23 protein-coding genes, 1 tRNA gene and 1 riboswitch are annotated in these 22,647 nt (G+C 65.0%); of the genes, 15 read left to right on the top strand and 9 right to left on the bottom strand.

The genetic code is table 11. From position 1 onward, the window contains the following. Positions 1–56 precede the first annotated feature (56 nt). Complete coding sequence (gene cobT / locus ACK5IR_RS02340; RefSeq protein WP_416925509.1) at positions 57–1,082, bottom strand: nicotinate-nucleotide--dimethylbenzimidazole phosphoribosyltransferase; 1,026 nt, start codon at positions 1,080–1,082, stop codon at positions 57–59. Positions 1,083–1,162: 80 nt separating this feature from the next. Here cobT and ACK5IR_RS02335 point away from each other — a divergent pair, with 80 nt between their 5' ends. Next, complete coding sequence (locus tag ACK5IR_RS02335) at positions 1,163–1,924, top strand: adenosylcobinamide-GDP ribazoletransferase (RefSeq protein WP_416925507.1); 762 nt, start codon at positions 1,163–1,165, stop codon at positions 1,922–1,924. A 65-nt stretch (positions 1,925–1,989) separates the two neighbouring features. On the opposite strand, the gene ACK5IR_RS02330 is transcribed toward ACK5IR_RS02335, so the two are convergent. From ACK5IR_RS02330 to ACK5IR_RS02310, 5 genes are all read right to left on the bottom strand, one after another. Then, complete coding sequence (locus ACK5IR_RS02330) at positions 1,990–2,499, bottom strand: CarD family transcriptional regulator (RefSeq protein ID WP_416925505.1); 510 nt, start codon at positions 2,497–2,499, stop codon at positions 1,990–1,992. Positions 2,500–2,809: 310 nt separating this feature from the next. After that, a complete protein-coding gene (gene fdxA / locus ACK5IR_RS02325; RefSeq protein ID WP_416925503.1) occupies positions 2,810–3,145 on the bottom strand; it encodes a ferredoxin FdxA in 336 nt (111 codons plus the stop codon). 49 nt (positions 3,146–3,194) lie between these two features. Continuing rightward, positions 3,195–3,578: an RNA-binding S4 domain-containing protein gene (locus ACK5IR_RS02320; protein WP_416925501.1), complete on the bottom strand. Its 384-nt coding sequence runs from the start codon at positions 3,576–3,578 to the stop codon at positions 3,195–3,197. A 15-nt stretch (positions 3,579–3,593) separates the two neighbouring features. After that, positions 3,594–6,638, bottom strand: a complete 3,045-nt coding sequence (locus ACK5IR_RS02315) for a helicase-related protein (protein WP_416925499.1) — start codon at positions 6,636–6,638, stop codon at positions 3,594–3,596. Between the two features lie 29 nt (positions 6,639–6,667). Continuing rightward, a complete protein-coding gene (locus ACK5IR_RS02310) occupies positions 6,668–7,237 on the bottom strand; it encodes a tetratricopeptide repeat protein (RefSeq protein WP_416925497.1) in 570 nt (189 codons plus the stop codon). 80 nt (positions 7,238–7,317) lie between these two features. Between ACK5IR_RS02310 and ACK5IR_RS02305 the strand changes: the two genes are divergently transcribed. From ACK5IR_RS02305 to ACK5IR_RS02270, 8 genes are all read left to right on the top strand, one after another. After that, positions 7,318–7,605 (top strand): SCP2 sterol-binding domain-containing protein, encoded by a 288-nt coding sequence (locus ACK5IR_RS02305; protein ID WP_416925495.1) that lies wholly within the window; start codon positions 7,318–7,320, stop codon positions 7,603–7,605. Positions 7,606–7,620: 15 nt separating this feature from the next. After that, positions 7,621–8,586 (top strand): alpha/beta fold hydrolase, encoded by a 966-nt coding sequence (locus ACK5IR_RS02300; protein WP_416925493.1) that lies wholly within the window; start codon positions 7,621–7,623, stop codon positions 8,584–8,586. Between the two features lie 85 nt (positions 8,587–8,671). Next, a riboswitch (cobalamin riboswitch) is annotated at positions 8,672–8,877 on the top strand. Positions 8,878–8,996: 119 nt separating this feature from the next. Then, positions 8,997–9,710 carry a DUF4198 domain-containing protein gene (locus tag ACK5IR_RS02295; RefSeq protein ID WP_416925491.1) on the top strand — a complete coding sequence of 238 codons (714 nt, stop codon included), beginning with the start codon at positions 8,997–8,999 and terminating at the stop codon, positions 9,708–9,710. 201 nt (positions 9,711–9,911) lie between these two features. Then, positions 9,912–11,006: a 3,4-dihydroxy-2-butanone-4-phosphate synthase gene (ribB, locus tag ACK5IR_RS02290; protein ID WP_416925489.1), complete on the top strand. Its 1,095-nt coding sequence runs from the start codon at positions 9,912–9,914 to the stop codon at positions 11,004–11,006. A 3-nt stretch (positions 11,007–11,009) separates the two neighbouring features. After that, on the top strand, positions 11,010–11,561 hold the full coding sequence (locus ACK5IR_RS02285; protein WP_416925488.1) for a 6,7-dimethyl-8-ribityllumazine synthase: 552 nt from the start codon (positions 11,010–11,012) through the stop codon (positions 11,559–11,561). Further along, on the top strand, positions 11,558–12,013 hold the full coding sequence (nusB, locus tag ACK5IR_RS02280) for a transcription antitermination factor NusB (RefSeq protein WP_416925583.1): 456 nt from the start codon (positions 11,558–11,560) through the stop codon (positions 12,011–12,013). The genes ACK5IR_RS02285 and nusB overlap by 4 nt, the downstream gene beginning before the upstream one ends. Positions 12,014–12,163: 150 nt before the next feature. Continuing rightward, positions 12,164–12,484 carry a hypothetical protein gene (locus ACK5IR_RS02275; RefSeq protein WP_416925487.1) on the top strand — a complete coding sequence of 107 codons (321 nt, stop codon included), beginning with the start codon at positions 12,164–12,166 and terminating at the stop codon, positions 12,482–12,484. 387 nt (positions 12,485–12,871) lie between these two features. Beyond that, positions 12,872–13,342, top strand: a complete 471-nt coding sequence (locus ACK5IR_RS02270; protein ID WP_416925485.1) for an MmcB family DNA repair protein — start codon at positions 12,872–12,874, stop codon at positions 13,340–13,342. Here ACK5IR_RS02270 and ACK5IR_RS02265 read toward each other — a convergent pair whose 3' ends face one another. After that, on the bottom strand, positions 13,343–13,537 hold the full coding sequence (locus ACK5IR_RS02265) for a DUF6324 family protein (RefSeq protein ID WP_416925483.1): 195 nt from the start codon (positions 13,535–13,537) through the stop codon (positions 13,343–13,345). It lies immediately after the preceding gene. A gap of 170 nt (positions 13,538–13,707) precedes the next feature. Here ACK5IR_RS02265 and ACK5IR_RS02260 point away from each other — a divergent pair. Both ACK5IR_RS02260 and ACK5IR_RS02255 read left to right on the top strand, forming a co-directional pair. Further along, positions 13,708–13,784 (top strand) — tRNA-His (locus tag ACK5IR_RS02260). A 167-nt stretch (positions 13,785–13,951) separates the two neighbouring features. Beyond that, the gene (locus ACK5IR_RS02255; protein WP_416925481.1) at positions 13,952–15,451 is read left to right on the top strand and encodes an alkaline phosphatase; all 1,500 of its coding nucleotides are present in this window, start codon (positions 13,952–13,954) and stop codon (positions 15,449–15,451) included. Positions 15,452–15,536: 85 nt separating this feature from the next. Here the strand turns inward: ACK5IR_RS02255 and ACK5IR_RS02250 are convergent, their stop codons facing one another. Further along, a complete protein-coding gene (locus ACK5IR_RS02250) occupies positions 15,537–17,045 on the bottom strand; it encodes an alkaline phosphatase (protein WP_416925479.1) in 1,509 nt (502 codons plus the stop codon). 329 nt (positions 17,046–17,374) lie between these two features. On the opposite strand from ACK5IR_RS02250, the gene ACK5IR_RS02245 reads away from it, so the two are divergent. From ACK5IR_RS02245 to ACK5IR_RS02230, 4 genes are read left to right on the top strand one after another with little or no spacing between them, the layout of a single operon-like run. Beyond that, the gene (locus ACK5IR_RS02245; RefSeq protein WP_416925477.1) at positions 17,375–17,803 is read left to right on the top strand and encodes a hypothetical protein; all 429 of its coding nucleotides are present in this window, start codon (positions 17,375–17,377) and stop codon (positions 17,801–17,803) included. Positions 17,804–17,820: 17 nt separating this feature from the next. Then, positions 17,821–18,522, top strand: coding sequence for an ABC transporter ATP-binding protein (locus tag ACK5IR_RS02240; protein WP_416925475.1), 702 nt, complete (start codon positions 17,821–17,823; stop codon positions 18,520–18,522). Next, a complete protein-coding gene (locus ACK5IR_RS02235) occupies positions 18,515–19,828 on the top strand; it encodes an FtsX-like permease family protein (RefSeq protein ID WP_416925473.1) in 1,314 nt (437 codons plus the stop codon). The genes ACK5IR_RS02240 and ACK5IR_RS02235 overlap by 8 nt, the downstream gene beginning before the upstream one ends. A 21-nt stretch (positions 19,829–19,849) precedes the next feature. Further along, entirely contained in the window at positions 19,850–20,329 is a 480-nt protein-coding gene (locus tag ACK5IR_RS02230; protein WP_416925471.1) for a copper chaperone PCu(A)C, read from the top strand. A 65-nt stretch (positions 20,330–20,394) separates the two neighbouring features. Here the strand turns inward: ACK5IR_RS02230 and ACK5IR_RS02225 are convergent, their stop codons facing one another. Next, positions 20,395–22,605, bottom strand: coding sequence for an NADP-dependent isocitrate dehydrogenase (locus ACK5IR_RS02225; protein ID WP_416925469.1), 2,211 nt, complete (start codon positions 22,603–22,605; stop codon positions 20,395–20,397). Between the last annotated feature and the right edge of the window lie 42 nt (positions 22,606–22,647).

Below are 22,647 nucleotides of genomic sequence, written 5' to 3'. Positions count from 1 at the left end.
GGCGGCGGTTCGTGTACGCCGCTACTGCCTGCAGAATGTCTCCGGCCCCTCCCCGGTCAGTTTTCGCCGCCGGAGACCCCCGCTTCGGCGAAGCTTGCCATCCCCGAATGACAGGCCACCGCCCCCTTGAGAACGCCGATCGCCAGCGCCGCACCGGACCCTTCGCCAAGGCGCATGCCCAGCGACAGAAGCGGCGCCCTGCCCAGCCTTTCGAGCAGTTGCGCATGCGCACCCTCGGCCGAGACATGGCCGGCAACGGCGTGATCGAGCGCCCCCGGCTGCTGGCATTCGAGCACCGCCGCCGCCGCCGTGCAGATGAATCCGTCGAGGATGACCGGAAGGCGATAATACCGCGCCGCAAGGATCGCGCCGGCCATCGCGGCGATTTCGCGCCCGCCCAGCCGGCGCAGAACCTCCAGCGGGTCCGACAGCGCCTCGGCATGGCGTTCGATCCCCGCTTCGACCGCCGCGCGCTTGCGCATGAGCCCCGCATCGTCGATCCCGCTGCCGCGCCCGACCCACTCGCCACCGTCGCCGTACAGACCCGCCGCGATTGCCGCCGCACTGGTGGTGTTGCCGATCCCCATCTCACCGGTAACCAGAAGCCCCGCGCCGGGATCGACGGCCTCCCAGCCCGTTGCCATGGCCGAAACCAGTTCTTCCTCGCTCATCGCCGGATTTTCGGTGAAATCGACCGTTGGCCGGTCGAGGTCGATGGCGACCACCTCCATTACCGCATCGAACGCCCGGGCAAGCTGATTGATCGCCGCTCCGCCGGCACGGAAATTCGCCACCATCTGCACGGTGACCTCGGGCGGAAAGGCCGAAACGCCGCGCGCCGCGATCCCGTGGTTGCCGGCGAAGACGATGATCTGCGGCGTGCCGAAGGCCGGGCGCGCATCGCCCCGCCAGCCGGCGTACCAGATCGCCAGATCCTCGAGCCTTCCCAGTGCGGCGGGCGGCTTTGTCAGCGCGGAATTGCGTGCCTGCGCTGCCGCGATCGCCGCCCTGTCGGGCCCGGGAAGGCGGCTCAGCGCGGCGCGGATGCCTGCCATGTCGGAAAATGGGGCGCTTCTGCTCATGTCATGCCTCGTGATGCTCTTGCCACCGGGGTTCTGCGCCCATATTCCGACCGCGACAAGCCCCTGCATGGATTGGTCGCATGACAACTCGTGCCCCCCTGTTTTCGTGGCGGGATCTTTCCCTCGCGCTTTCGCTTCTGACCCGCCTGCCGGTTCGCGTTCCGCCCGAATACGCCACGACACGCGGGGCACGCGCCGCCTGGGCCTATCCGCTGGCCGGCGCCGTGGCAGCGCTGCTGGCCGGCTGCGTGGGCTGGCTGATGCTGACATCCGGCACCCCGGCATCGGTGGCTGCGGGGGGGGCACTGGCGGCGCAGGTCGTCATCACGGGCGCGATGCACGAGGACGGGCTTGCCGATGCGGCGGACGGGCTCTGGGGCGGCTGGGACAGGGCGCGGCGGCTCGAAATCATGAAGGACAGCCGGATCGGCAGCTATGGCGTGCTCGCCCTGATCCTTGCCATCGGCCTGAGGTGGGCCGCCCTGACCGTGCTGGCCCCGGTGCTGCTTCCGGCAATGCTGACCGCCGCCCTGCTCAGCCGCGCGGTGATGATCGTGGTCATGGGCACCCTGCCCAACGCGCGTGATGGCGGCCTGTCGCGCAGGCTCGGGCGGCCCGGCCGCGCCGTGATGGTTGCAGGCTTCGCTTTGGCACTGCTGCTCGCGGCGATGCTTGTCGGCGCCGCGGCGTTGGGGTTGCTGACTGCAACCATCGCCGCCGCCGCGGCCGCCGCCGTGATCGCACGGAGGAAGATCGGCGGCCAGACCGGCGACATTCTGGGCGCGACCCAGCAGATGGCCGAGATCGCCTGCCTGGTCGCGGCGACGGCGCTTCTTGTCTGAGGGCACGGGCCCGGCCATGAAAAAGGGGGCCATGCGGCCCCCGTTTCCGTCGCTGTCGATCCTGCTTACGCGGCGCGGCTGACCAGCACGTCGTCAACCTGCTTCTGCGCATCGTTTTCGCCAAGCCCGGCCACGGCGGCAACCTCGCGCGTCAGGCGTTCCAGCGCCGCCTCGTAGAGCTGGCGTTCGGAATAGGATTGCTCGCGCTGGTCGTCGGTGCGGTGCAGATCGCGCACGACCTCGGCGATGGCGATCAGATCGCCCGAGTTGATCTTCTGCTCGTATTCCTGCGCCCGGCGCGACCACATGGCCCGCTTGACCTTGGCCTTGCCTTTCAGCGTCGTCATCGCCCTGGACACGGTGTCCGGCGACGAAAGCCCGCGCATACCCACCGAAGCGACCTTGTTCGTCGGCACCCGCAACGTCATCTTGTCCTTCTCGAACGAGATCACGAACAGTTCAAGCGAAAGCCCCGCGACCTCCTGCTCTTCGATCGAGATGATCTGCCCGACGCCATGCGCCGGATAGACGACGTAATCGTTCGGGCGAAACTCCGGTTTTTTTGTCTTTGTCATGTCTACCCCTTGGTTCGATCCCCGATCACAGCAACAAAAAACCCGCGCCACGAAATCTCTGGCGAGGTTCTGTGTATCGGGGTTCACATACTCCCGCCAACCGGACGCAGCCCCGGTTGTCGGGTCGTGTATTTCTTGCGCTCATCGTCACAGACAGATAACATTTTTTTTGCAAAAATCAAAGCGCCGCAGTGCAGAATCGCCTACAAAGGCCTGTGAACAGCGAAAAACTGCTGGAAACGGGTCAGTTGGGGTGTATTTTGGTGTGCCATCCGGCAAATCGACCGGGCGCGGGGCGCGAATCAGTGGCTCAGCCGCCCTCGCCCGGCCTCTCCGAAAAGAGTTCCATCTTACCCGGCTTGCCGTCCATCTCCTCGGCGTCCGGCAGCGGATCCTTCTTGGTCACGATCACCGGCCATTGCTCGGAGTACTTCCGGTTGAACTCGACCCATTGCTCCATGTCCGGCTCGGTATCGGGACGGATGGCATCGGCCGGGCATTCGGGCTCGCACACGCCGCAGTCGATGCACTCGTCGGGATGAATCACCAGAAAATTCTCGCCTTCGTAAAAGCAGTCGACCGGGCAGACCTCGACACAATCGGTATATTTGCAGGCGATGCAGTTTTCCGTGACGACGTAGGTCATGAGAGTCTCCGGGTTCGCGTTTCCGTGTGACCTAACCGACGCTTACGGCCTAATCAAGGGGATCGGGGCGAGAATTGATGAATCTGCGATATACTTTTTTAGTCGGACGTGGGCCGCCTCTTGCCAGCGGGGTCTGAACGGTCTGGTTTTCAGGTGACGAGAGATCTTCGTAGAGTGCCTGCGCTTCGGGCGCCGGGCCGCGCCTCGTGCCGAGCGCCAGGATTCTCACCACACGGATCGCATGCGCCTGCGGAAAGGTCAGGACATCCCCGATACCAACGGTCCGGGCCGGTTTGGATATCCTGACGGAATTGACGCGCACCTTGCCTTCGGCAACCTGCTTCGCGGCAAGGCTGCGGGTCTTGAAGAACCGTGCCTGCCACAGCCACTTGTCGATCCGAAGGCCCGTCTCCGGGCCCGTTTCTCCGGTCATTGACGGCACATGGGGTCACTTCTTTCCCGTCAGCCCCATCAGGGCGGCGGCGAAGGGGTTGTCCGGGTCGATCGGCTTTTCCTTGCGCGGCGGGCGGGCCTCGTAGGTCTTTGGCCCCTGCGGCTTGCCATCCTTGCCCCGGCCCTTGCCGTCGGGCCCCTTGCCATCGGCGCGCTGGGGCCGTTTGCCGCCCTTGCCGCGTGGCGGCTTGCCGCCCTGACGTTCGCCGCGCTCGCCCCGTCCCTGACCCTCTCCTCGGCCGCGCTCGCGGCCCTGCTCGCGGTGCGGGCGGCCACCGCCCTGCCGCCGTGCACCCCAGAAGAAGGTATAGAAAACCTCGGTCTCCGGTTCGTCCGCGCTATCCGCCGGCGTTGCCGGTTCGGCCGGAGCAGCAGCGAAAGAGGTTTCCACCGCATCTGCCGGCATCGCTTCCGCTGGCATCGCCTCTGTCAGCGTCGGTTCCGGCGCCGTATCGGTCGCAACCGGCACCGGTTCGACCTGGGGTGCATCAACATCAGCCGTCACATCGGCGGCCACGATATCCGCCGCACCGGTCGCTGCGTCAGGCTCGGCGATTGCCAGCGCGGCATCGTCGGCAGGGGTTTCGGCAGCGATGGCGGTTTCGTCACCTTCCGGCGCGCCCCCGCCATCCGCCCCGGGTTGCGGTTCGGATTTGGGCGCGCGGATCTTGAGCCGCTCGCCCTTTTCGACGCGATATCCCAGCCCCTCCATCAGGGCGGCAAACTGATCGAGCGTCATTCCGGTGATCGACAGCATGTCGGCGGTCGCCTCGAAACCGGCGCGGCTGTCCCGGTTGCGAAGCTGATCGGCAAGCCGCTCCAGCATGTCGATGCGAATCGCCCGCTCTCCGGCGATCCGGTAGCCCGACATCGCCGCGTGCTCCTGCGGCGTCCCTTCGGGAACCGGAACGGTCACCAGCCCCGGTGGCGGCGCCTCGGGAAACTGATCCAGATCGTTCCACAGCGACCACAGCACCAGCCTGAGGCGGGTCGGCGCGGGCTTCAGCAGCGCCGGCATGAAAACGGTATACTGGCCAAAACGCACCCCGTGCCGGCGAAGCTGCCCGCGTGTTTCCTGATCCAGTTCCTTGACCTCGGCGGCCACGCCGTCGCGCGGCAGAACGCCGAAAGCCTCGGTCAGCCGGAAAGCGAAGCCGCGCGCGAGGCCGGTCAGGGTTTCGTCCTTGCCCATCCCCGTCAGCGGCTCGAACAGCGTGGCAACCTTGCGCCCGATGAAATGCTGCAACCGGCGTGTCACCTTGTCGACGACCTCGTGGCCGGCGTCTTCCTCGACGAAGGCCACCACCTGCGGATGCAGCGCATCGCCGCCCCTGACCAGCTTGCCCACCGCATGCTCGCCCCACATGAGGCCGCCCTGCTCGGTAAAGTCGATCTCGGTGTCGGGCGCATTGTAGAACCGGTCGGCGCGCAGATAGAACTCGGGCCGCAACGCGGTCATCGCCGCCTGGCGCAGCATCCTGGCCTCTTCCGGCGTCGCGGATTTGTCCTGGCTGAAGCGGAATCCCTCCAGCCGGCCAACAAACTGGTCCGCAACCGTCACTTCGCCCTTGTCGTTCACCTCGGCCACGAGGATCTCCTTCTGCTTCAACCGGCGCATGAGCACCGATGTGCGCCGGTCAACAAATCTCTGCGTCAGCGCACCGTGCAGGGCGTCCGACAGGCGGTCTTCTACCGCGCGAGTCTCCTCGCGCCAATGCGATTCATCGTCCAGCCAGCCCGAACGCTGCGCCACGTAGGTCCATGTGCGGATATATGCCAGCCGCTTGCTCAGCGCGTCGATATCGCCGCCGGGCCGGTCTATCCGCTTGACCTGCTGCGCCATCCAGTCGTCCGGCACCCGGCCGACATCGTGCAGAAAGCCGAATATCCGTTCCAGCAGCCCGGCGTGTTCGGCGTGCGAAATGCCCCGGTAGTCGGGGATCCGGCAGACCTCCCACAGCAGCCGCACATCGCGGGCGCCGTGCAGGCGGCCGGTGACCCCGGCATTTTGTGCCAGCGATTTCAGCACCATGAGATCGTCGGACTCGCGGGTGCGCGTCAGCCATTCGTCGCCGGTCTTTTCCTCGAGCGACTGGATCAGCCGGTGGATCGAGCCGAATTCGAGCTCCGAATTGCGCCATTGCAGCTTGCGCACCGGTGCAAAGCGGTGGCTGGTGATCGCCTGCGCCACCTCGTCGTCGAGCGGCGGCGCCTCGCCCGTCACACCAAAGGTGCCGTTGGTCTTGTAGCGCCCGGCGCGCCCGGCGATCTGCGCCAGTTCGTTCGGAGCAAGATGTCGCATGCGCCGGCCATCGAATTTTACCAGCCCCGAAAACGCCACATGGGCGATATCGAGGTTGAGCCCCATGCCGATCGCATCGGTGGCGACCAGATAGTCCACGTCGCCGTTCTGATAGAGATCGACCTGTGCGTTGCGCGTGCGCGGGCTGAGCGCACCCATCACAACCGCCGCGCCCCCCTTCTGGCGGCGCAGCAGTTCGGCAATGGCATAGACGTTCTCGACCGAGAACCCGACGATGGCGGAACGCGGCGGCATGCGCGAAATCTTGCGCTGGCCGGTATAGGACAGCTCGGAAAACCGCTCGCGATGCAGGAACTGCACACGCTCGACCTGTGCGGCGATGGCGCCGCGCATGGTGTCCGAGCCGAGGAACATCGTCTCGTGCAGCCCGCGCGCATGCTGCAACCGGTCGGTAAAGACATGGCCGCGCTCGGGGTCGGCACAAAGCTGGATTTCATCGACCGCCAGAAAATCGGCGCCCATTCCGACCGGCATCGCCTCGGTGGTGCAGACCCAGTACTGCGCCCGTTCCGGCACGATCCGTTCTTCCCCGGTCAGAAGCGCGACCACCGAGGGGCCGCGCAACCCGACGATCCGGTCGTAGACCTCGCGCGCCAGCAGCCTGAGCGGCAGTCCGATGACGCCGGTCCGGTGCGCCAGCATGCGTTCGATCGCGTAATGGGTCTTGCCGGTGTTTGTCGGACCCAGCACCGCCGTAACGGTCGTGCTTCTCAACATGTCGGGTCCCTCAGATGCCGGGGCGAATCTCAGAGATTCTCGCCCTCGACCGTCTTCTCCAGCCGTTCGATGGCCTCTCTTACTTCCGGGCGGTGCGGATGTATAGCCTGCAGCATCCGGTAGGCCCCGAGCGATTCGCGCTCGTTGCCGAGTTCTTCCAGTATGATCGCCAGCCCCGAAAGCGCACCGAAATGGCTGGGATTGAGCGCAAGCGTGCGGCCGATGTCGCCCAGCGAAAGGCCCGGTTCGCCGGCATGGAAGAACGCGGTGGCACGGGCGTTCCAGCCTTCGGCGAAATCCGGTGCATGGTCGGTCAGGGCGGTCAGGTGGGCGATCGCGGCGTCGGTATCGCCCGCCTCCATCGCTTCCGTGCCCCGTTGCAGCAACAGGTCCATGGCAGGAGATCCTGACTTGGACCATTCGCGCACGATGCTATCCTCGATCTGACGCCACCCCGGCTGATCGGGTTTCGCAAGTTCGCGAAGCAGGCGCTCGGCCTCGGGGTTGGCGGGCATTTCGGCCAGCGCCGGAAAAACGGAAACGGTGACGGCAAGGAATGCCGTTACGAATTGATTGAGAAATGGTATCTTCGTTCCCATAACGATTTCAATGTATCGCACCTGCGGGGGATTCCAACTGCCCCGCCACGCAACATCTTAAAGTATTACAGGAGAGACGTGTGAGTGAACTTCTTGACAAGGCCGTGATCGCCCTCGGAAACCGTATGCAGGGCGCGTTTGACGGTTCCGCCAAATTCGTCATCAGGGATGAGGGGGCCGTGATGATCGACGGCGGCGGCATTCGCGTTTCCGACGAACGCGCCGACGTGACGCTGACATCCGACGCCGAGACGTTTCAGGCTATTCTGGCCGGCGATCTCAACCCCACAACCGCCTTCATGCAGGGCCGTCTCACCGTCGAGGGTGACATGGGAACAGCCATGCAGCTCGGCACGGTGCTTTCCTGAAGCGAAAAGAACAAAATGACCTTTGAACCGGCTCCGTTTTTCAAGGATATCGCCAACGCCCCACAGGAGGCGCGCGCCTATTGGGCAACCGCGCCCGACGGCGTGCGCGTGCGGCTGGCCCATTACGGAACACCTGCCACGGATACCCCGAAGGGCACCGTGCTGCTGTTCCCGGGACGCACCGAATATGTCGAGAAATACGGGCCGGCGGCGGCGCGGTTCATCTCGCACGGCTTTGCCTGCGTCGCCATCGACTGGCGCGGCCAGGGCCTTGCCGACCGGCAACTCGACGATCCGGCGACCGGCCATGTCGGCGCGTTTCGCGAATACCAGCACGACGCCGATCTTCTGCTGGAACTGGTTCGGGCACTGGGGCTGCCGCGCCCGCTGTTCCTGCTGGGCCATTCGATGGGCGGCGGAATCGGCCTCCGGTCGCTTCATCGCGGGCTTCCGGTCGATGCGGCCGCGTTTTCCGGCCCGATGTGGGGCATTTCGCTGCCGGGTGTTGTGCGGCCGCTGGCGCAGGTTCTGGCAACGCTTTCCCACTCGGCCGGGTTCGGACACACCTATGTACCATCGACCAAGCCCGTCACCTACGTTCTGGGGACGGATTTTCACGACAACACGCTGACCCGCGACCGCGAGATGTTCGACTGGCTGCGCCGCCAGCTTACCGTGCATCCCGAGCTTGCGCTCGGCGGGCCGTCGATGACCTGGCTGAACGAGGCGCTGCGCGAAATGCGCATTCTGCGCAACCTGCCCCCGCCCGAGATTCCCTGTCTTACCTGGGTTGGCGCCAACGAACGCATCGTCGACATCCCCACGATCCGCCGGCTGATGACGAACTGGCCGGAGGGCACACTGCGGATCGTGCCCGAAGCCGAGCACGAACTGATGATGGAAGTACCCGTCACGCGCGATGCATTCATCGATGCCATCGCCGCCCACTTCTCGGTTGCCCGCCGCCGGGCCGCGGCCTGATCGCGGGTGTTCCGCCGGCGATCGGCGGGCAATGGCGCAACCGGCGGTTGCGACGTTCGCTCCGCTGGACACCGCATGCGTGCCGTGCGACAGATCGCGCGATGGTTCCCGGCTTGGACGAGTCGGGTGAAAAGGGAACGCGGTGCGGGCATGGCCCAAATCCGCGACTGCCCCCGCAACTGTAGGCGGCTAGCAATCCCGATATGAAACCACTGGATCGTCTGGTCCGGGAAGGTTCGGGAAAGCCCAGATCCGCGAGTCAGGAGACCTGCCATCTCCGGTGCAGATGCACCGCAGTCACCTCAGACCGGGCGGGGTGCCCCGGAGCGGAGATTGCATGATGGTCTATCCGGTCCACGACGACATCGCCGTTGCCTGCGCCCTGCCGAAACTCATATCGGAGATATGTTATGATTCGCAGGACGACAGCAGTCGCAGTTGCTTTGGCGCTGTTCATTCCGGGCATGGTCTCGGCACATGACAGCTTCATGGCCCACCGTTTCGGGGCCTGGACGCTGGTGAATGGCCATTGGGGCGAAGGCGACGACGCCTACACCCTGTCGAGCCTCGCCAATATGGCGGCGCACGATGCGGCAGGCAACGATGCGGCCGTTCAGGCCGAGGAACGTGTCGATCACGTCGCCTTTCTTCCCGGCGACGGCGCGGTAGTCCTTGCCGGCACCTATGCCTCGGGCTTCTGGACCAAGGACACCGATGGCCGGTGGCACCCGCTGCCCGCCAACGAGGTCGCCAATGCCGACACCTCGACGGAAACCTATCGCCATACCATCGCGGTCGCCGATCACGCCGACAGCTTCACCCCCTTCGGGCTGCCGCTCGAAATCATGCCCGGGGCCGATCCGCTTTCGCTGAAGGCCGGTGATACGCTTCCGGTTGTGGTGCTGTTTAACGGCCTGCCGCTGGCCGATGCCGACCTGACATCGTTCATTCCCGGTGTCGCTCCGGTCAGGACGGATGCCGAAGGGCGGGCCGGCTGGACGGTGCAGCCCGGCGAAAACATCCTTCTGGTTGCCCATGCGGTCGACCATCCGACCCCGGAAAAGGCGCAGAAGTTCAGCAACAAAGTCACGCTCAGTTTCATGGCGCCCGTCGGCGAACACTGAACGACAGGCCATGATCGTCCGCCGGGCGTGGAAACGCGCCCGGTGGATCGCCGGATGGTACCGGGCGCCTGTTGCGGCCCGGTCGTCGGATCGGAAACTGTTCATCCGCCCCGGCGCGGGATACGCTTGTTCCCGCATGGTCGCTCTGGTATTGGCCCTGACCTTGGGCTATCCCGCCGCCAGCTTTCCGGGGACCATGACGTGACCGACACAACTTATGCCGATGCAATCTCGCCCGTCGACGAGATCATCGACGAGGCCCGCAACGGACGCATGTATCTTCTCGTCGATCACGAGGATCGCGAGAACGAGGGCGATCTGTGCATTCCCGCCCAGATGGCGACGCCCGATGCGATCAACTTCATGGCCACCCACGGGCGCGGGCTGATCTGCCTGTGCCTGACGCCCGAACGGATCGACGCGCTCGGCCTGCCGCTGATGGCCTCCAACAATTCCTCGCGGCACGAAACCGCCTTCACCGTCTCGATCGAGGCGCGCGAAGGGGTCTCGACCGGCATTTCGGCCCACGACCGCGCCCATACCGTGGCGGTTGCCATCGACGACAATTCGATCGCCGCCGATATCGCGACGCCCGGCCATGTCTTTCCGCTGCGGGCGCGCGAGGGCGGCGTGCTGGTCCGCGCCGGCCATACCGAGGCGGCGGTCGACGTGTCGCGGCTGGCGGGTATCAACCCTTCGGGCGTTATCTGCGAGGTGATGAACGAAGACGGCACCATGGCCCGCCTGCCCGATCTGGTTGCCTTTGCCCGGAAGCACGGGCTGAAGATCGGCACGATCTCGGATCTCATCGCCTATCGTCGCCGCTACGACAACCTCGTCCGCGAAACCGAAACCCGGCAGGTCGACTCGCTCTTTGGCGGGCAATGGACGCTGCGCATCTTCACCGACGAATCCGAGGGGACCGAACATGTCGTGCTGGTCAAGGGCGACATCGCCACGCCGGGGCCGGTTCTGGTGCGCACCCATGCCATCGACGTGATGGAGGACATGCTCGGCATCGGCACCGACCAGCCGGACATGCTCGGCCGGGCGATGAACATCATCGCCCGCGAGGGGCGCGGCGTGGTCTGCCTGTTCCGCAACCCGGACCGGAAGCTGAAGCTCGACGAAGAGGAAGGCCCGCGCATCGTAAAGAACACCGGGCTCGGCGCGCAGATCCTGTCGAGCCTCGGGCTGCACGAACTGATCCTGCTGACCAACTCTCCGGCAACGCGCTATCTGGGAATCGACGCCTACGGGCTCCGCATCGTCGGCACGCGCCCCATTTCGGAGTAGACAATGGCCCAGGCCGAATCCCAACACACCCTGCCGCTGCCGGAATTCGACCGGCCGGTGAAACTGCTGATCGTAGTCGCCCCCTATTACCGGGATATCGCCGACCAACTGGTCACCGGCGCGATTGCCGAAATCGGCAAGGTCGGCGGCAGCCACGAGGTTGTCGAGGTGCCCGGCGCGCTCGAGGTGCCCACCGCGATCCGGATCGCCTACCGGCAGTCGGACTTCGACGGTTTCGTGGCGCTCGGCTGCGTGATCCGCGGCGAGACCTCACATTACGATACCGTCTGTAACGACAGTTCGCACGCGCTTTCCCTGCTGGGGCTCGAAGGCGCCTGTATCGGCAACGGCATCCTGACGGTCGAGAACCGCGCCCAGGCCGAGGTCCGGGCCGAGGCCGCCGGCCAGAACAAGGGCGGCGGGGCGGCGGCGGCGGCGCTGCATCTGATCGCCCTTTCCCGCCGCTTTGGAAACGAAAAGAAACGTATTGGCTTCAAACCGCTGCGAGATGAAGTGCAACTTGCAGGCGAAGCCGGAGGCCCCGCGTGCGCATGACCGACAAACGCCAGATGAAATCCGCCGCGCGGCTCTATGCGGTGCAGGCGCTGTTCCAGATGGAGGTTTCGGGGCAGACCACCGACCAGATCAGCCGCGAATTCGAGGATCTGCGCTTCGGCGCGGTCTATGACGGCGTGGAAATGGCCGAGGGCGATCCCGATACCTTCCGCAAGCTGGTCTTCACCGCCGTCAACGAACAGGCGAGGATCGACCAGATGACCGATCGCGCGCTGGTCGCCAAATGGCCGATCGACAGGATCGACCCCACCCTGCGCGCCCTGTTCCGCGCTGCCGGGGCGGAACTGGTCGCGGCGAAAACCCCGCCCAAGGTGGTGATCGTCGAGTTCGTCGATATCGCAACGGCGTTTTTCCCCGAGGGGCGTGAGCCGAAATTCGTCAATGCGGTGCTCGACCACATGGCGCGCGAGGCCCAGCCCGAGAAATTCTGATCTCGTCTTCGCCCCGGCGACCCGTTTGGGCGGTGACGCATATTACGTCAGGACATATTCGGTATTTTCATTTCGTTTTACCGCCCGGCACGTTATGCTTTGCCGCAACGCCCAGACCTCAGACGATCGAATCTCAGCCAAAGGTCCGCCATGCCCGAGCTTGTCCGCCTCTATATCCGCCAGGTCATCATCGGCTATGTCCTTTCGGCGATCTTCGTCACCCTGCTGCTCGGGCTCGACGTGGCAAACCTCTGGCACCTCGTCACCCATACCAGGGGCGGCTGGATTGCGGTTCTGATGCTTTGGGTATTCAACGGCATCGTCTTTGCCGGGGTGCAGTTCGGCATTTCGATCATGCGGATGACCAGTCACGACGAGGATGCTGGGCGTGGCAAGCGCATCGCATTCGCCACGCCGACCGTCCCGCAGGACGGACGCCTGACCGTTTCGACCGACGACAGCCGCGCCTGACAATCGCCATTCTCGATATCGGGTTGGCTTTCCGCTCCGGGGTCCACGCCTGAACCGGCGGGAACCCCGGCAAACGGAGGTGGCGGGGACCGCACGCAACCGTGGGGGCTTTCGATTCCCGAGGACCTGTAAATACAGGTGGGCGCCGGATAACCGAACCAGGGTCCGGACAGAGCCAGCTCCATCGGAATTGCTTAAGGCCACTGGAATGCTGACCCCTGCACAGGAAGGGCAGATCCGCCAGCGTCTGACATAAGCTTTTCACCACGTTCCGGCAAGAGCCACGTTCGGGTTCCGGCGCCAATCCGAACCGCCGGGTCCGGGGAAAGCGCCACAGACCGAATCTGGACCATTGCAAAATGTTCGCCAATTGTTCACATTCAGGACATGACAGACCACGCGCTTCCCAACGCCGAAACGCTGATGCCCGGCCAGTTGCTGGCGCGCGGTGTCTGCCGGCATCTTGCCAGCCACGGCTTCGTCACCGTCGAGGAACTGGTCCCGGCGCCGGGGCTCAGGGTGGATGTGATGGCGCTGGGTCCCCGGGGCGACATCTGGGTGGTTGAGTGCAAATCGAGCCGCGCCGATTTCACCTCGGACACCAAGTGGCATGGCTACCTCGAATGGTGCGACCGGTTCTTCTGGGCGGTGGACGCGGAATTCCCGACCGAGTTGCTGCCCGGCGATTCCGGACTGATCGTTGCCGATTCCTACGATGCCGAGATCCTGCGCATGGCGCCCGAACGCAAGCTCGCCGGAGCAAGGCGCAAGGCGATGACGCTGAGGTTCGCCGTTCACGCCGCGCGGCGGCTGCACGCCCTGCGCGACCCGGGCGTGCGCGGTCTTGTCGGCGACTGATTATTTCTTCATCGTCATCGCACGCGCCCGTTCGGCAGCGGCGCGAAGTTCCTCGGCGATGTCCTCGGCCTCTTCGGGCTCGAAATCGAGCGGCAGATCCACGCCGTCGGCCTCGATATAGATACGCACCATGCCAAGGGTCGTCGGCCCGATCTGCAGGTTCGCCGAAACGTCGCTTTCCTTGTTGATACCCATGGCCCGCTCCTTTCAGGTTGACGATTGCGTAGCGCGGTGCGGCGGGCTGGGCAAGCGCCTGCGATCGGCATATGCGCCTGCCGCCATATGGCCGACCCGCAGGAAAACCTGCCCCGGCAGGCTGTCGGGTCTTGCGCCCTGCCCTCGCCCGGAGTAAACGACCGCCCTGTGCCGCCTTAGCTCAGTTGGTTAGAGCGCTGGATTGTGGATCCAGAGGTCCCCCGTTCAAGCCGGGGAGGCGGTACCACCGAATCCCGCAGAATCTGGCAATTGTCGCGCGCCGGATCGGTATTTGCCGGTCTTCTTCCCCCGTGCCGCACAAGCCTGCGGATTTCTCCGAACCTTCATCGGGGCGACGCGTTACCGTTACATCCGCCGATTAGCTGGCCTTCATCAGTTCAACGGGGAAATCCTATGAAGACCATGACTTCTCTCAGCATGCTTGCCGCGCTCCTGGCCACCTCCGCGCTGGCGCAGGACCTGCCGCAGGCCGGCAGCAAGTGGTACACCGATGCGCAGGCGCACATTCAGCAGATGGTTGTCCGCCAGCCCAACACGAATCGCGCCAGAAACGTGATTCTTCTCGTTGCGGACGGTAACGGCGTGGGCACGAACTATGCCATCCGCCTGTTCTCCGGTCAGGCGGCGGGCGGGCTGGGCGAGGACTACGTTCAGCCGCAAGAGGCGTTCCCGAACCTTGCGCTGGTCAAGACCTACAACATCAACGCCCAGACCCCGGACAGCGCCCCGACCGCCGGTGCGATGAATACCGGCGTCAAGCAGCGGTTCAACCTGATCAATCTCGGCGAAAACGCGATTCACGACGATTGCACGACCGAGTCAGGTAACCGCCTGACCACCTTTGCCGAGATCGTCGCGGCGGCGGGAAAATCGGTCGGTACGGTTTCGACCGCACGCATCACCCATGCCACGCCGGCTGGCGTCTATGCCAAGACCGCCAACCGCGACTGGGAGGGCGAAGTTCCCGAAGGCTGCACCGACAGCAAGGACATCGCCACCCAGCTCATCGACCAGATGGAAGCCGGCGTGATCGATCTGGCCATGGGCGGCGGCAGCCGGTATTTTGCCCCCGAAGGCGTGGCGACCGAAGACGGCGGCGAGGGCCGCCGCACCGACGACAGCAACCTTATCGAGCGCGCCAGGGGCCTCGGCGTGCAATATGCCTGGAACACCGAGAGCTTCAGCAACCTGACCCTCGACGGTTCGGCGCCGATCCTCGGCCTGTTCAATTCCAGCCACATGGAATACGAAGCCGACCGCGCGGAGGAAGACGAGCCCTCGCTGGCCGAGATGACCAGAGCGGCCATCGAGGCCCTGTCGCATAACGAAAACGGCTTCTACCTCGAGGTAGAGGCCGGCCGCGTCGACCACGGCAATCACGACGGCAACGCCTATCGCACCCTGACCGACGGTGTGGCCTTTGCCGACGCGATCAGGGTCGCCGACGAGATGACCGACGATGCGGATACGCTGATCATCGTCACCGCCGACCACGAGCACGCCATAGCCTTCAACGGCTATTGCGGGCGGGGCACGCCGATCCTCGGCCTGTGCTACGGTGTGGCGCAGACGGGCGTCGAGCATTCGGATCAGCCACTTCTGGGCGACGACGGCAAGCCCTATACGGTGATCGGCTACCTGAACGGCGTCGGTTCGGTCCTCAGGCAGCAGGAAGGCGGCAACGATTATTCCGGCTCGCGCCCCGAACTGACGCAGGACGAGGCCACCGACATCGACTATGTGCAGCAGGCGCTGGTCCCGCTGTCGTCGGAAACCCACTCGGGCGAGGATGTCGCGGTTTATGCCAAGGGTCCGTGGGCGCACCTGTTCGACGGCACCATCGAACAGAACATGATCTTTCACGTGATGAACCACGCGGTGAACGCCGAGTAATCCGCAGGTCCGGAACGAACGGGGCCCGGCGGCTGCCGGGCCCCTTCTTCCGCCGCCGGTCGGGCCGCCGGTCGCAGGTTACAGGTTATTCGGCCTCGAAGGCATGGCGCATCACATGATAAATGTAGCTCTGCTCCACCGTTCCGTCGAACAGGTGCGCCCACGGCCCGCGCGCATAAATCGCCACATCGGCGGGCGAGTGGGTTTCCGAGGGAAGCGGCAGCATCGCCTGCTGGACGAAATCGGGGTCGGTGGCCTCTTCCTGCGTCAGGATCGGCCGCGTGCCGAAATAGCTTCCGTCCGCCTGCCTGACCAGCACCGAGCCGACACCGTTCATGTAACCGATGGCGGTATAGGGCTTGCCGTCGTCGGCGAGGTTGGGCTCTTCGATATATTTCTCGCCGGCATCGTCGATCTGGTGGCACAGCCCCTCGATCGGCGAGCCACGCCCGCAATAGCCGTTGAAGGACATCGCATGCCCGTGATCGGCGGTGACGACGATCAGCGTGTCCTGCTCGTCGGTCAGTTCCACCGCCCGGGCGATAGCCTCGTCAAAGGCCACGCCGTCGGACAGGGCGCGATAGGCGTTGCCGTCATGGTTGCCGTGATCCACCCTGCCCCCTTCGACCAGAAGGAAATACCCCTGATCGTTGTGCGAAAGATAGTCGATCGCGGCTTCGGTCATCTGAACGATCGACGGCTCGCCGGCGCGGTCATGCTCGTAGAACATGTGCGAGCTTTCGAACAGGGCCAGCAGCGGTGCCGAGTAATCCATGTTCAGCCCGGCAAGCGTTTCGTCGTTCCAGACATACTGCACGCCCGCCTGCCTGAGTTCATCGACCAGGTTTCGCCCGTCGTTGCGCTTTCCCGCCTTCCCCTCGTCGTCCTCGAAATCGGCGGGAACAAAGGCGCGCCGGCCGCCGCCCATCGCCAGATCGACGGTGCCCGACTGGATATTCTCGGCAAGCTGCACCGCGATATCGGGCACCTCGCACCCTTCGGGCAGGTCGGAATCGGCTTCGAAATCGCGGTTGGCGGCATGGGCGTAGACAGCCGAAGGCGTTGCGTGCGTCACCCGCGCCGTGGTCACGATACCAACCGATTTTCCCATCTCCGCCGCCACATCGCCGATGGAATCGATCCTTGCCGCCTCGACATCGGCGCATTCGCCCCGGCGCAGTGTCTCGTCCACGCCGATCACGCCCGACTTGGTCTTGATGCCGGTCATGAAGGCAACGGCGGTTCCGGCGGAATCCGGCGTTTGCGCATTGGTGTTATAGGTCTTGGAAAGGGCGAGATAGGGCAGCGCCTCCTTTGCCATGACGTTTTCGTCGCCGTATCCGCCGTTGCGCTGGCCTTGAAAGATCCGGGTTGCGTAATTGGTCGAAACCCCGTTGCCGTCGGCGACAAACAGGATGACGTTCTTCGCCCTGGCGGTGATCGGCTGGCGCGCGAGCTTCGCCTGAATCTCGGCCTGACCGGCCTGATACCACGCGTTGTCCGTGTCCGCCCGCGCCGCAGCAGGCAGAACGGCGGCAGCCGCCAGCACCGCGAGCGAACATGCCAGCGGTTTCGCTGTGGTTGTCTTTCTCATTCTGGTGTCCTCCATTGCAATCGATCCGCACCACCGGCAGCGTTTTGCCGGTCGCGCGACGGTTGTGACCTCCTCTGTCACAAAACCGTTATAATCGCACTCCGCGCAGTTGGAAAAGACAAACCCGCCGCCGGCACATGCTGTCAATTCCGGTATTATAGAAATATATTCAATCGGATAGAACGCCCGCGAAATCCTCTGGCTGGACTGGCGCATGAACCCGGACTAGACTGTGCGATACCCCAAAAAGGAGAGTTCCGCCCCAGCCCGTCACCCGCGTCCGTCGCCCGACTCGCTCGCCATCAGAGCCAAATCAGATCGAGTATCAGATGAAACGCCGCCAGTTCCTTGCCCTGTCCGCCCTGCTCCCCCTCGCCCCCGGCGCACTGCGCGCCGCCGGGGACGACCTCATCAAGATACGCGATCTCTACAACAAGAACCTGAGCCTCTCCCCGCTCGCCCGGTCCGCCGAAGGCACGCGCATCCGGGTCGAGGGGTTCATGGCGCCGCCGCTCAAGGCGGAAAGCACGTTCTTCGTGCTGACGAAAAAGCCGATGGCCGTCTGCCCGTTCTGCGAGACCGAGGCCGAATGGCCGAACGACATTCTGGCAATCTACACCAAGCGGGTGGTCGATGTGAAACCGTTCAACGTGAAGATCGTCACCTCGGGCACGCTGGAGACCGGCGCATACAAGGACCCTGATACCGGGTTTCTCAGCATGGTGCGGCTGGTGGACGCGACGGTTTCGGGCACCTGACCACAATGGCTGTGGATATGAACGCCAGCGCGCGCCTCGCCCTGCGGGTTGCGGGCCTCACCGTGAAAGCCGACAACGGGCGCCCGATCCTGCGCGCCGGCAGGCTCGACATCGCGCCGGGCGAAGCGGTTGTCGTCCGTGGCCCCTCGGGTGCCGGCAAATCGACCCTGCTGCATGTGCTGGCCGGGTTGCTGCCGGTCGCGAGCGGCGAGGTACGCTGGGGCGAGACGCGCCTCGACGGTCTTGGCGATGCGGCGCGCACCGCGTTTCGGCGCCGGCATATCGGCTTCATCTTTCAGGAACACCATCTGTTCGAGGAACTTTCCGCCATTCAGAACGCCACCCTCGCCGCCGCCTATTCGCCCCGGACCGAGCGCGCGTCCCTGCTCGCCTCGGGGCGTGCACAACTCGAACGGCTGGGCCTCTCGAAGAGCGTGGAACGCAATATTGCCACCTTCTCGGGCGGGGAGCGCCAGCGGGTTGCGGTGGCACGCGCGCTTGCCGGAAACCCGGCGATCATCCTCGCCGACGAACCCACGGCCAGCCTCGACCGGCGAGCCGCCGACCGGTTGATCGACGATCTGACGGCACTGGCGCGCGACGACGGGCGAACGCTGATCGCCGTAACTCACGATGTGCACTTTCACCACCGGGCGGATCGCATCCTCGATGTGATCGATGGCGTGTTGCAGCCCGAAGGAGGGCGCGACGATGGCTGATTTCTGGGTATCGCTGCCGGTCTGGCTTCAGGATTTCGGCCTGTTCCTCGCCCTGCTCACACCCGCCGTACTGGCCGGTCTGGTCACGCTGCGCGGATATACGCCCTGGGGGCTGCTGGCGGGTCTGCTGCGCCGGCACCTCTGGGTCTCGCTGACCTTTGTTGCGCTGATCGCCGTTTCCGTCGCCATCGGCACCGGGTTGCTGGCGCAGGAGCGCGGTCTGCGCCGTGGCACCGCGATGGCCGCCGACAGGTTCGACCTGATCGTCGCCGCGCCGGGCAGCGAGGTCACTGTCATGCTGGCGGCCGTCTACCTGCAACCGGCCGACATGGCGCTGCTCGACGGGCCAACCTATGAGACCATCGCCAGCCACGAAAACGTCGATCTCGCCGCGCCGATCGCCTTTGGCGACAGCTGGCACGAATCGCCGGTCGTCGGCACCACGCCGCAGTTCGTGACGCATCTGGGTGGCGAACTGGCCGAAGGCGTGGTATTCGGCGCCATTGACGAGGCGGTAATCGGCGCAAGGGTGCCGCTTGCCATCGGCGATACGCTGACGCCGGCGCACGGACACGGCGACGCGGCCGAAGACGACGCGCACGGCGACTTCAGCTATCGCGTCAGCGGCCGCATGCTCCCCACCGGAACACCGTGGGACAAGGCGATCCTCGTTCCCGTCGAAGGTGTCTGGCTGGTACACGGCCTGCCCAACGGGCACAGCGACGGCTGGAACGGTCCGCCCGGCCCACCCTTCGATCCGGCGTTCTTTCCCGGCACCCCGGCCGTGCTGGTGCGGGCCGAGGCGCTCTGGGCCAATTATGCACTGAAATCCGCCTTTACCACCGATCGGACGATGGCGTTCTTCCCCGGTTCGGTGCTGGCGCGGCTGCTTTCGCTGCTTGGCGATGTGCGCGAGGTCATGTCGCTGCTTGCCGTCGTGACACAGGTTCTGGTTGCGGTTGGCGTGCTGGCCGGGCTGTTCATCCTGATGCGGCTGTTCGCCCGGCGACTGGCGCTGCTGCGGGCGTTGGGGGCGCCCCGGCGGTTCGTCTTCGCGCTGGTCTGGAGCTATGCCGCAACGCTGATCGCCGCCGGAACGCTGCTGGGGCTTGTGCTCGGCATGGTTGCAAGCGCGGCAATCTCGCAGGTCGTTTCCGAGCGGACCGACATTCTGATCGAAGCGAGCCTCGGCTGGCCCGAATTGCACATGGTGGCGGCCTTTCTGTCGCTGAGCGTGCTGCTGGCACTGCTTCCCGCCGCGCTGACCCTGCGGCGCTCGCCCGTCGCCGACCTGCGGTCCACCTGACAATCACCGGAGAAATCGACCATGCGACTTGCAGCTTTCAGCCTCGCCCTTGCCCTGATGCCCCCGGGCGCCCTTGCCGACGACGATCATGCCGATCACCTTTCGGAACTGGGCGGTATCCGCGCCATTCACGCATGGACCCGCGCAACCTCGCAGGACGATGCACTTGTCTTTGTCGAGATCGAGAATACCGGCGACGAAACGGTAACCCTGCAAGGCGGACAGGCGGAAATCGCAACAGGTGGCGAGCTTGTCGGTTTTCGGCTGAAGAACGGCAATGAAAGCCATGTGGCGCTTCCCGGCATTCCGGTTGCACCGAAAACGACCCTGATTCTGGCGCCGGGCGCCGCCGCAATCCGGCTGAGCGGATTGACCCGCCCCCTGCGGCAGGGCGAGGCTTTCGAAGCCGGCCTCGACTTCGACATCGGCACGCTTGCGGTGCATGTCGAGACCGAGGCGGCAGACGCCGACCGGCACAGCCATGCCGGCCACGGCCACTGATGGCCCGTCCAGCGTGAAAGCGCCCGGATTTCCGGGCGCTTTCCTGTCGGTTCGCGAAGACGGGATCAGCCGATAATCGCGTTCAGCGTTGCGCTGGGGCGCATCACGGCGGCGATTTTGACCGGATCGCCGTGATAATAACCGCCCAGATCGGCGGGCTGCCCCTGAACGGCGGCAAACTCGGCGACGATCTGCGCCTCGCCATCCGCCAGCGCGTTGGCGATTGGCGCGAAATGCGCGGCCAGATCGGCATCGGCCGTCTGCGCGGCCAGTTCCTCGGCCCAGTAGCGGGCGAACCAGTAGTGGCTATCGCGGTTGTCGGGCTGGCCGACCTTGCGGCCGGGCGAGCGCTGATCCTCGAGCACCCGCGTCGTCGCATCCTCGACCGCCTTGCCCAGCACCGCCGCCCTGGCGTTGCCCCTGGTGTCGGCGAGGAAGGTGAAGCTCTCACCCAGGGCGCAGAACTCGCCCAGCGAATCCCAGCGAAGGTGGTTTTCCCCGACAAGCTGCTGAACGTGCTTGGGGGCCGAACCGCCGGCACCGGTCTCGAACAGGCCGCCGCCCTGCATCAGCTTGACGATCGACAGCATCTTGGCCGAGGTGCCAAGTTCGAGGATCGGGAACAGATCGGTCAGGTAATCGCGCAGCACGTTGCCGGTGATGGCGATGCTGTCCTCGCCCTTGCGGATGGTCTCCAGTGTCAGGCGGGTCGCCTCGCGCGGTGCCATGATCCGGAATTTGTCTGCAACACCGGCACGTTCAAGGATGGGCTTCACATAGGCGATAAGCTGCGCGTCATGGGCGCGGTTCGCATCCAGCCAGAAGATCGCCTGCGCGCCGGTGGCTTTCTGCCGGTCGATGGCAAGCTGCACCCAATCCTCGATCGGGGCCTTTTTCGCCGTCGACGAACGCCAGATATCGCCCTTTTCGACCCGGTCCTCGAACAGAACGTCGCCGTTGGCCAGCACGTATCGCACCGTGCCGTTCATCGGAATCTCGAAGGTGGTCGGGTGCGAGCCGTATTCCTCGGCTTTCTGGGCCATCAGGCCGACATTCTGCACCGCCCCCGCCGTGGCGGGATCGAGTGCGCCGGTTTCCCGAAAATAGGCGATGGTCTCGTCATAGACCGGCGCATAGCAGTTATCAGGTATGCAGCACTTGGCATCGGCCTCCTGCCCGTCCGGTCCCCAGCCCTTGCCGCCGGCACGGATGAGCGCCGGCATCGAAGCATCGATGATGACATCCGAAGGCACATGCAGATTGGTGACCCCCTTGTCGGAATTGACCATGTAAAGCGGCGGCTTGGCGGCGAGCGCGGCTTTCAGGTCGGCCTCGAGCGCGGCGTCGCCCCTGATGCGCGTCTCCAGATCGCCGATGCCCGCGTTCGGATTCCAGCCGAGTTCCCCGAGCTTCGCACCGTGTTTCGCGATGAAATCCTCGAGATAGACCGAAACGAAATGGCCGAAGATGATCGGGTCCGAAACCTTCATCATCGTTGCCTTCAGGTGCACCGAAAACAGAACCCCGGGCTCCATCGAGGCAACCTCGCCCCGGATGTAATCGCGCAGTGCGCTGGCCGACATATGGGTCGCGTCGACAACCGTGCCCTGGTCGAGCTTCAGCCCGTCCTTCAGCACCGTTTCGCTGCCGTCCTCGCCAGCCAGCACGATCCTTGCGGCGCCGGCCTGCGCGGCGGTGATCGTTGCCGATTTCTCGTTGGCGTAGAAATCGTCGCCGGGCATCGAGGCGACGCTGGTCTTGCTGTCGGGCGCCCACCTGCCCATGCGGTGCGGGTTCTTCTGCGCATAGAGCTTGACCGCCTTGGCGGCGCGGCGGTCGGAATTGCCCTCGCGCAGAACAGGGTTCACCGCCGATCCCTTGATCGCGTCATAGCGGGCGCGGATGGTCTTTTCCTCGTCGGTGACCGGGCTTTCCGGATAGTCGGGCACCGCAAAGCCCTGCGCCTGCAATTCGGCGATCGCCGCCGTCAGTTGCGGCACCGAGGCCGAGACGTTGGGCAGCTTGATCACATTGGCCTGCGGGGTCTTCACCAGTTCGCCCAGTTCGGCCAGATCGTCGGCGATCCGCTGATCCGCGTCCAGGTATTCGGGAAACGCCGCCAGAATCCGCCCGGCAACCGAGATATCGCGCGTTTCGACCGAAACACCGGCGGCGCCGGCAAAGGCGCGAATGATCGGCAGCAGCGACGCGCTGGCCAGTTCGGGCGCTTCGTCGACCTTGGTATAGATGATATCCGGCTGGTTGGTATCGGACATGTGTGTTCCCTCTCCCCGGTTCAGGTAATGGCTCTGGTTGCG

It is taken from the genome of Tropicimonas sp. (assembly GCF_047971885.1).
GTDB lineage: Bacteria > Pseudomonadota > Alphaproteobacteria > Rhodobacterales > Rhodobacteraceae > Tropicimonas.
The sequence above is the reverse complement of the archived record's forward strand: the minus strand, read 5'-3'. Positions and strand labels throughout refer to the sequence as shown.

Excerpts from the sequence above, each read along its gene's own strand:
- ACK5IR_RS02240 (WP_416925475.1), top strand. The coding sequence starts at position 17,821 with ATGAACGCCAGCGCGCGCCTCGCCCTGCGGGTTGCGGGCCTCACCGTG.
- ACK5IR_RS02295 (WP_416925491.1), top strand. The coding sequence starts at position 8,997 with ATGATTCGCAGGACGACAGCAGTCGCAGTTGCTTTGGCGCTGTTCATT.
- ACK5IR_RS02300 (WP_416925493.1), top strand. The coding sequence starts at position 7,621 with ATGACCTTTGAACCGGCTCCGTTTTTCAAGGATATCGCCAACGCCCCA.
- ACK5IR_RS02230 (WP_416925471.1), top strand. The coding sequence starts at position 19,850 with ATGCGACTTGCAGCTTTCAGCCTCGCCCTTGCCCTGATGCCCCCGGGC.
- ACK5IR_RS02255 (WP_416925481.1), top strand. The coding sequence starts at position 13,952 with ATGAAGACCATGACTTCTCTCAGCATGCTTGCCGCGCTCCTGGCCACC.
- ACK5IR_RS02310 (WP_416925497.1), bottom strand. The coding sequence starts at position 7,237 with ATGGGAACGAAGATACCATTTCTCAATCAATTCGTAACGGCATTCCTT.
- ACK5IR_RS02245 (WP_416925477.1), top strand. The coding sequence starts at position 17,375 with ATGAAACGCCGCCAGTTCCTTGCCCTGTCCGCCCTGCTCCCCCTCGCC.
- fdxA (WP_416925503.1), bottom strand. The coding sequence starts at position 3,145 with ATGACCTACGTCGTCACGGAAAACTGCATCGCCTGCAAATATACCGAT.
- ACK5IR_RS02315 (WP_416925499.1), bottom strand. The coding sequence starts at position 6,638 with ATGTTGAGAAGCACGACCGTTACGGCGGTGCTGGGTCCGACAAACACC.
- ACK5IR_RS02250 (WP_416925479.1), bottom strand. The coding sequence starts at position 17,045 with ATGAGAAAGACAACCACAGCGAAACCGCTGGCATGTTCGCTCGCGGTG.
- ACK5IR_RS02270 (WP_416925485.1), top strand. The coding sequence starts at position 12,872 with ATGACAGACCACGCGCTTCCCAACGCCGAAACGCTGATGCCCGGCCAG.
- ACK5IR_RS02225 (WP_416925469.1), bottom strand. The coding sequence starts at position 22,605 with ATGTCCGATACCAACCAGCCGGATATCATCTATACCAAGGTCGACGAA.
- ACK5IR_RS02320 (WP_416925501.1), bottom strand. The coding sequence starts at position 3,578 with ATGACCGGAGAAACGGGCCCGGAGACGGGCCTTCGGATCGACAAGTGG.
- ACK5IR_RS02335 (WP_416925507.1), top strand. The coding sequence starts at position 1,163 with ATGACAACTCGTGCCCCCCTGTTTTCGTGGCGGGATCTTTCCCTCGCG.
- ACK5IR_RS02265 (WP_416925483.1), bottom strand. The coding sequence starts at position 13,537 with ATGGGTATCAACAAGGAAAGCGACGTTTCGGCGAACCTGCAGATCGGG.
- ACK5IR_RS02235 (WP_416925473.1), top strand. The coding sequence starts at position 18,515 with ATGGCTGATTTCTGGGTATCGCTGCCGGTCTGGCTTCAGGATTTCGGC.
- ACK5IR_RS02330 (WP_416925505.1), bottom strand. The coding sequence starts at position 2,499 with ATGACAAAGACAAAAAAACCGGAGTTTCGCCCGAACGATTACGTCGTC.
- ACK5IR_RS02285 (WP_416925488.1), top strand. The coding sequence starts at position 11,010 with ATGGCCCAGGCCGAATCCCAACACACCCTGCCGCTGCCGGAATTCGAC.
- cobT (WP_416925509.1), bottom strand. The coding sequence starts at position 1,082 with ATGAGCAGAAGCGCCCCATTTTCCGACATGGCAGGCATCCGCGCCGCG.
- ACK5IR_RS02275 (WP_416925487.1), top strand. The coding sequence starts at position 12,164 with ATGCCCGAGCTTGTCCGCCTCTATATCCGCCAGGTCATCATCGGCTAT.
- nusB (WP_416925583.1), top strand. The coding sequence starts at position 11,558 with ATGACCGACAAACGCCAGATGAAATCCGCCGCGCGGCTCTATGCGGTG.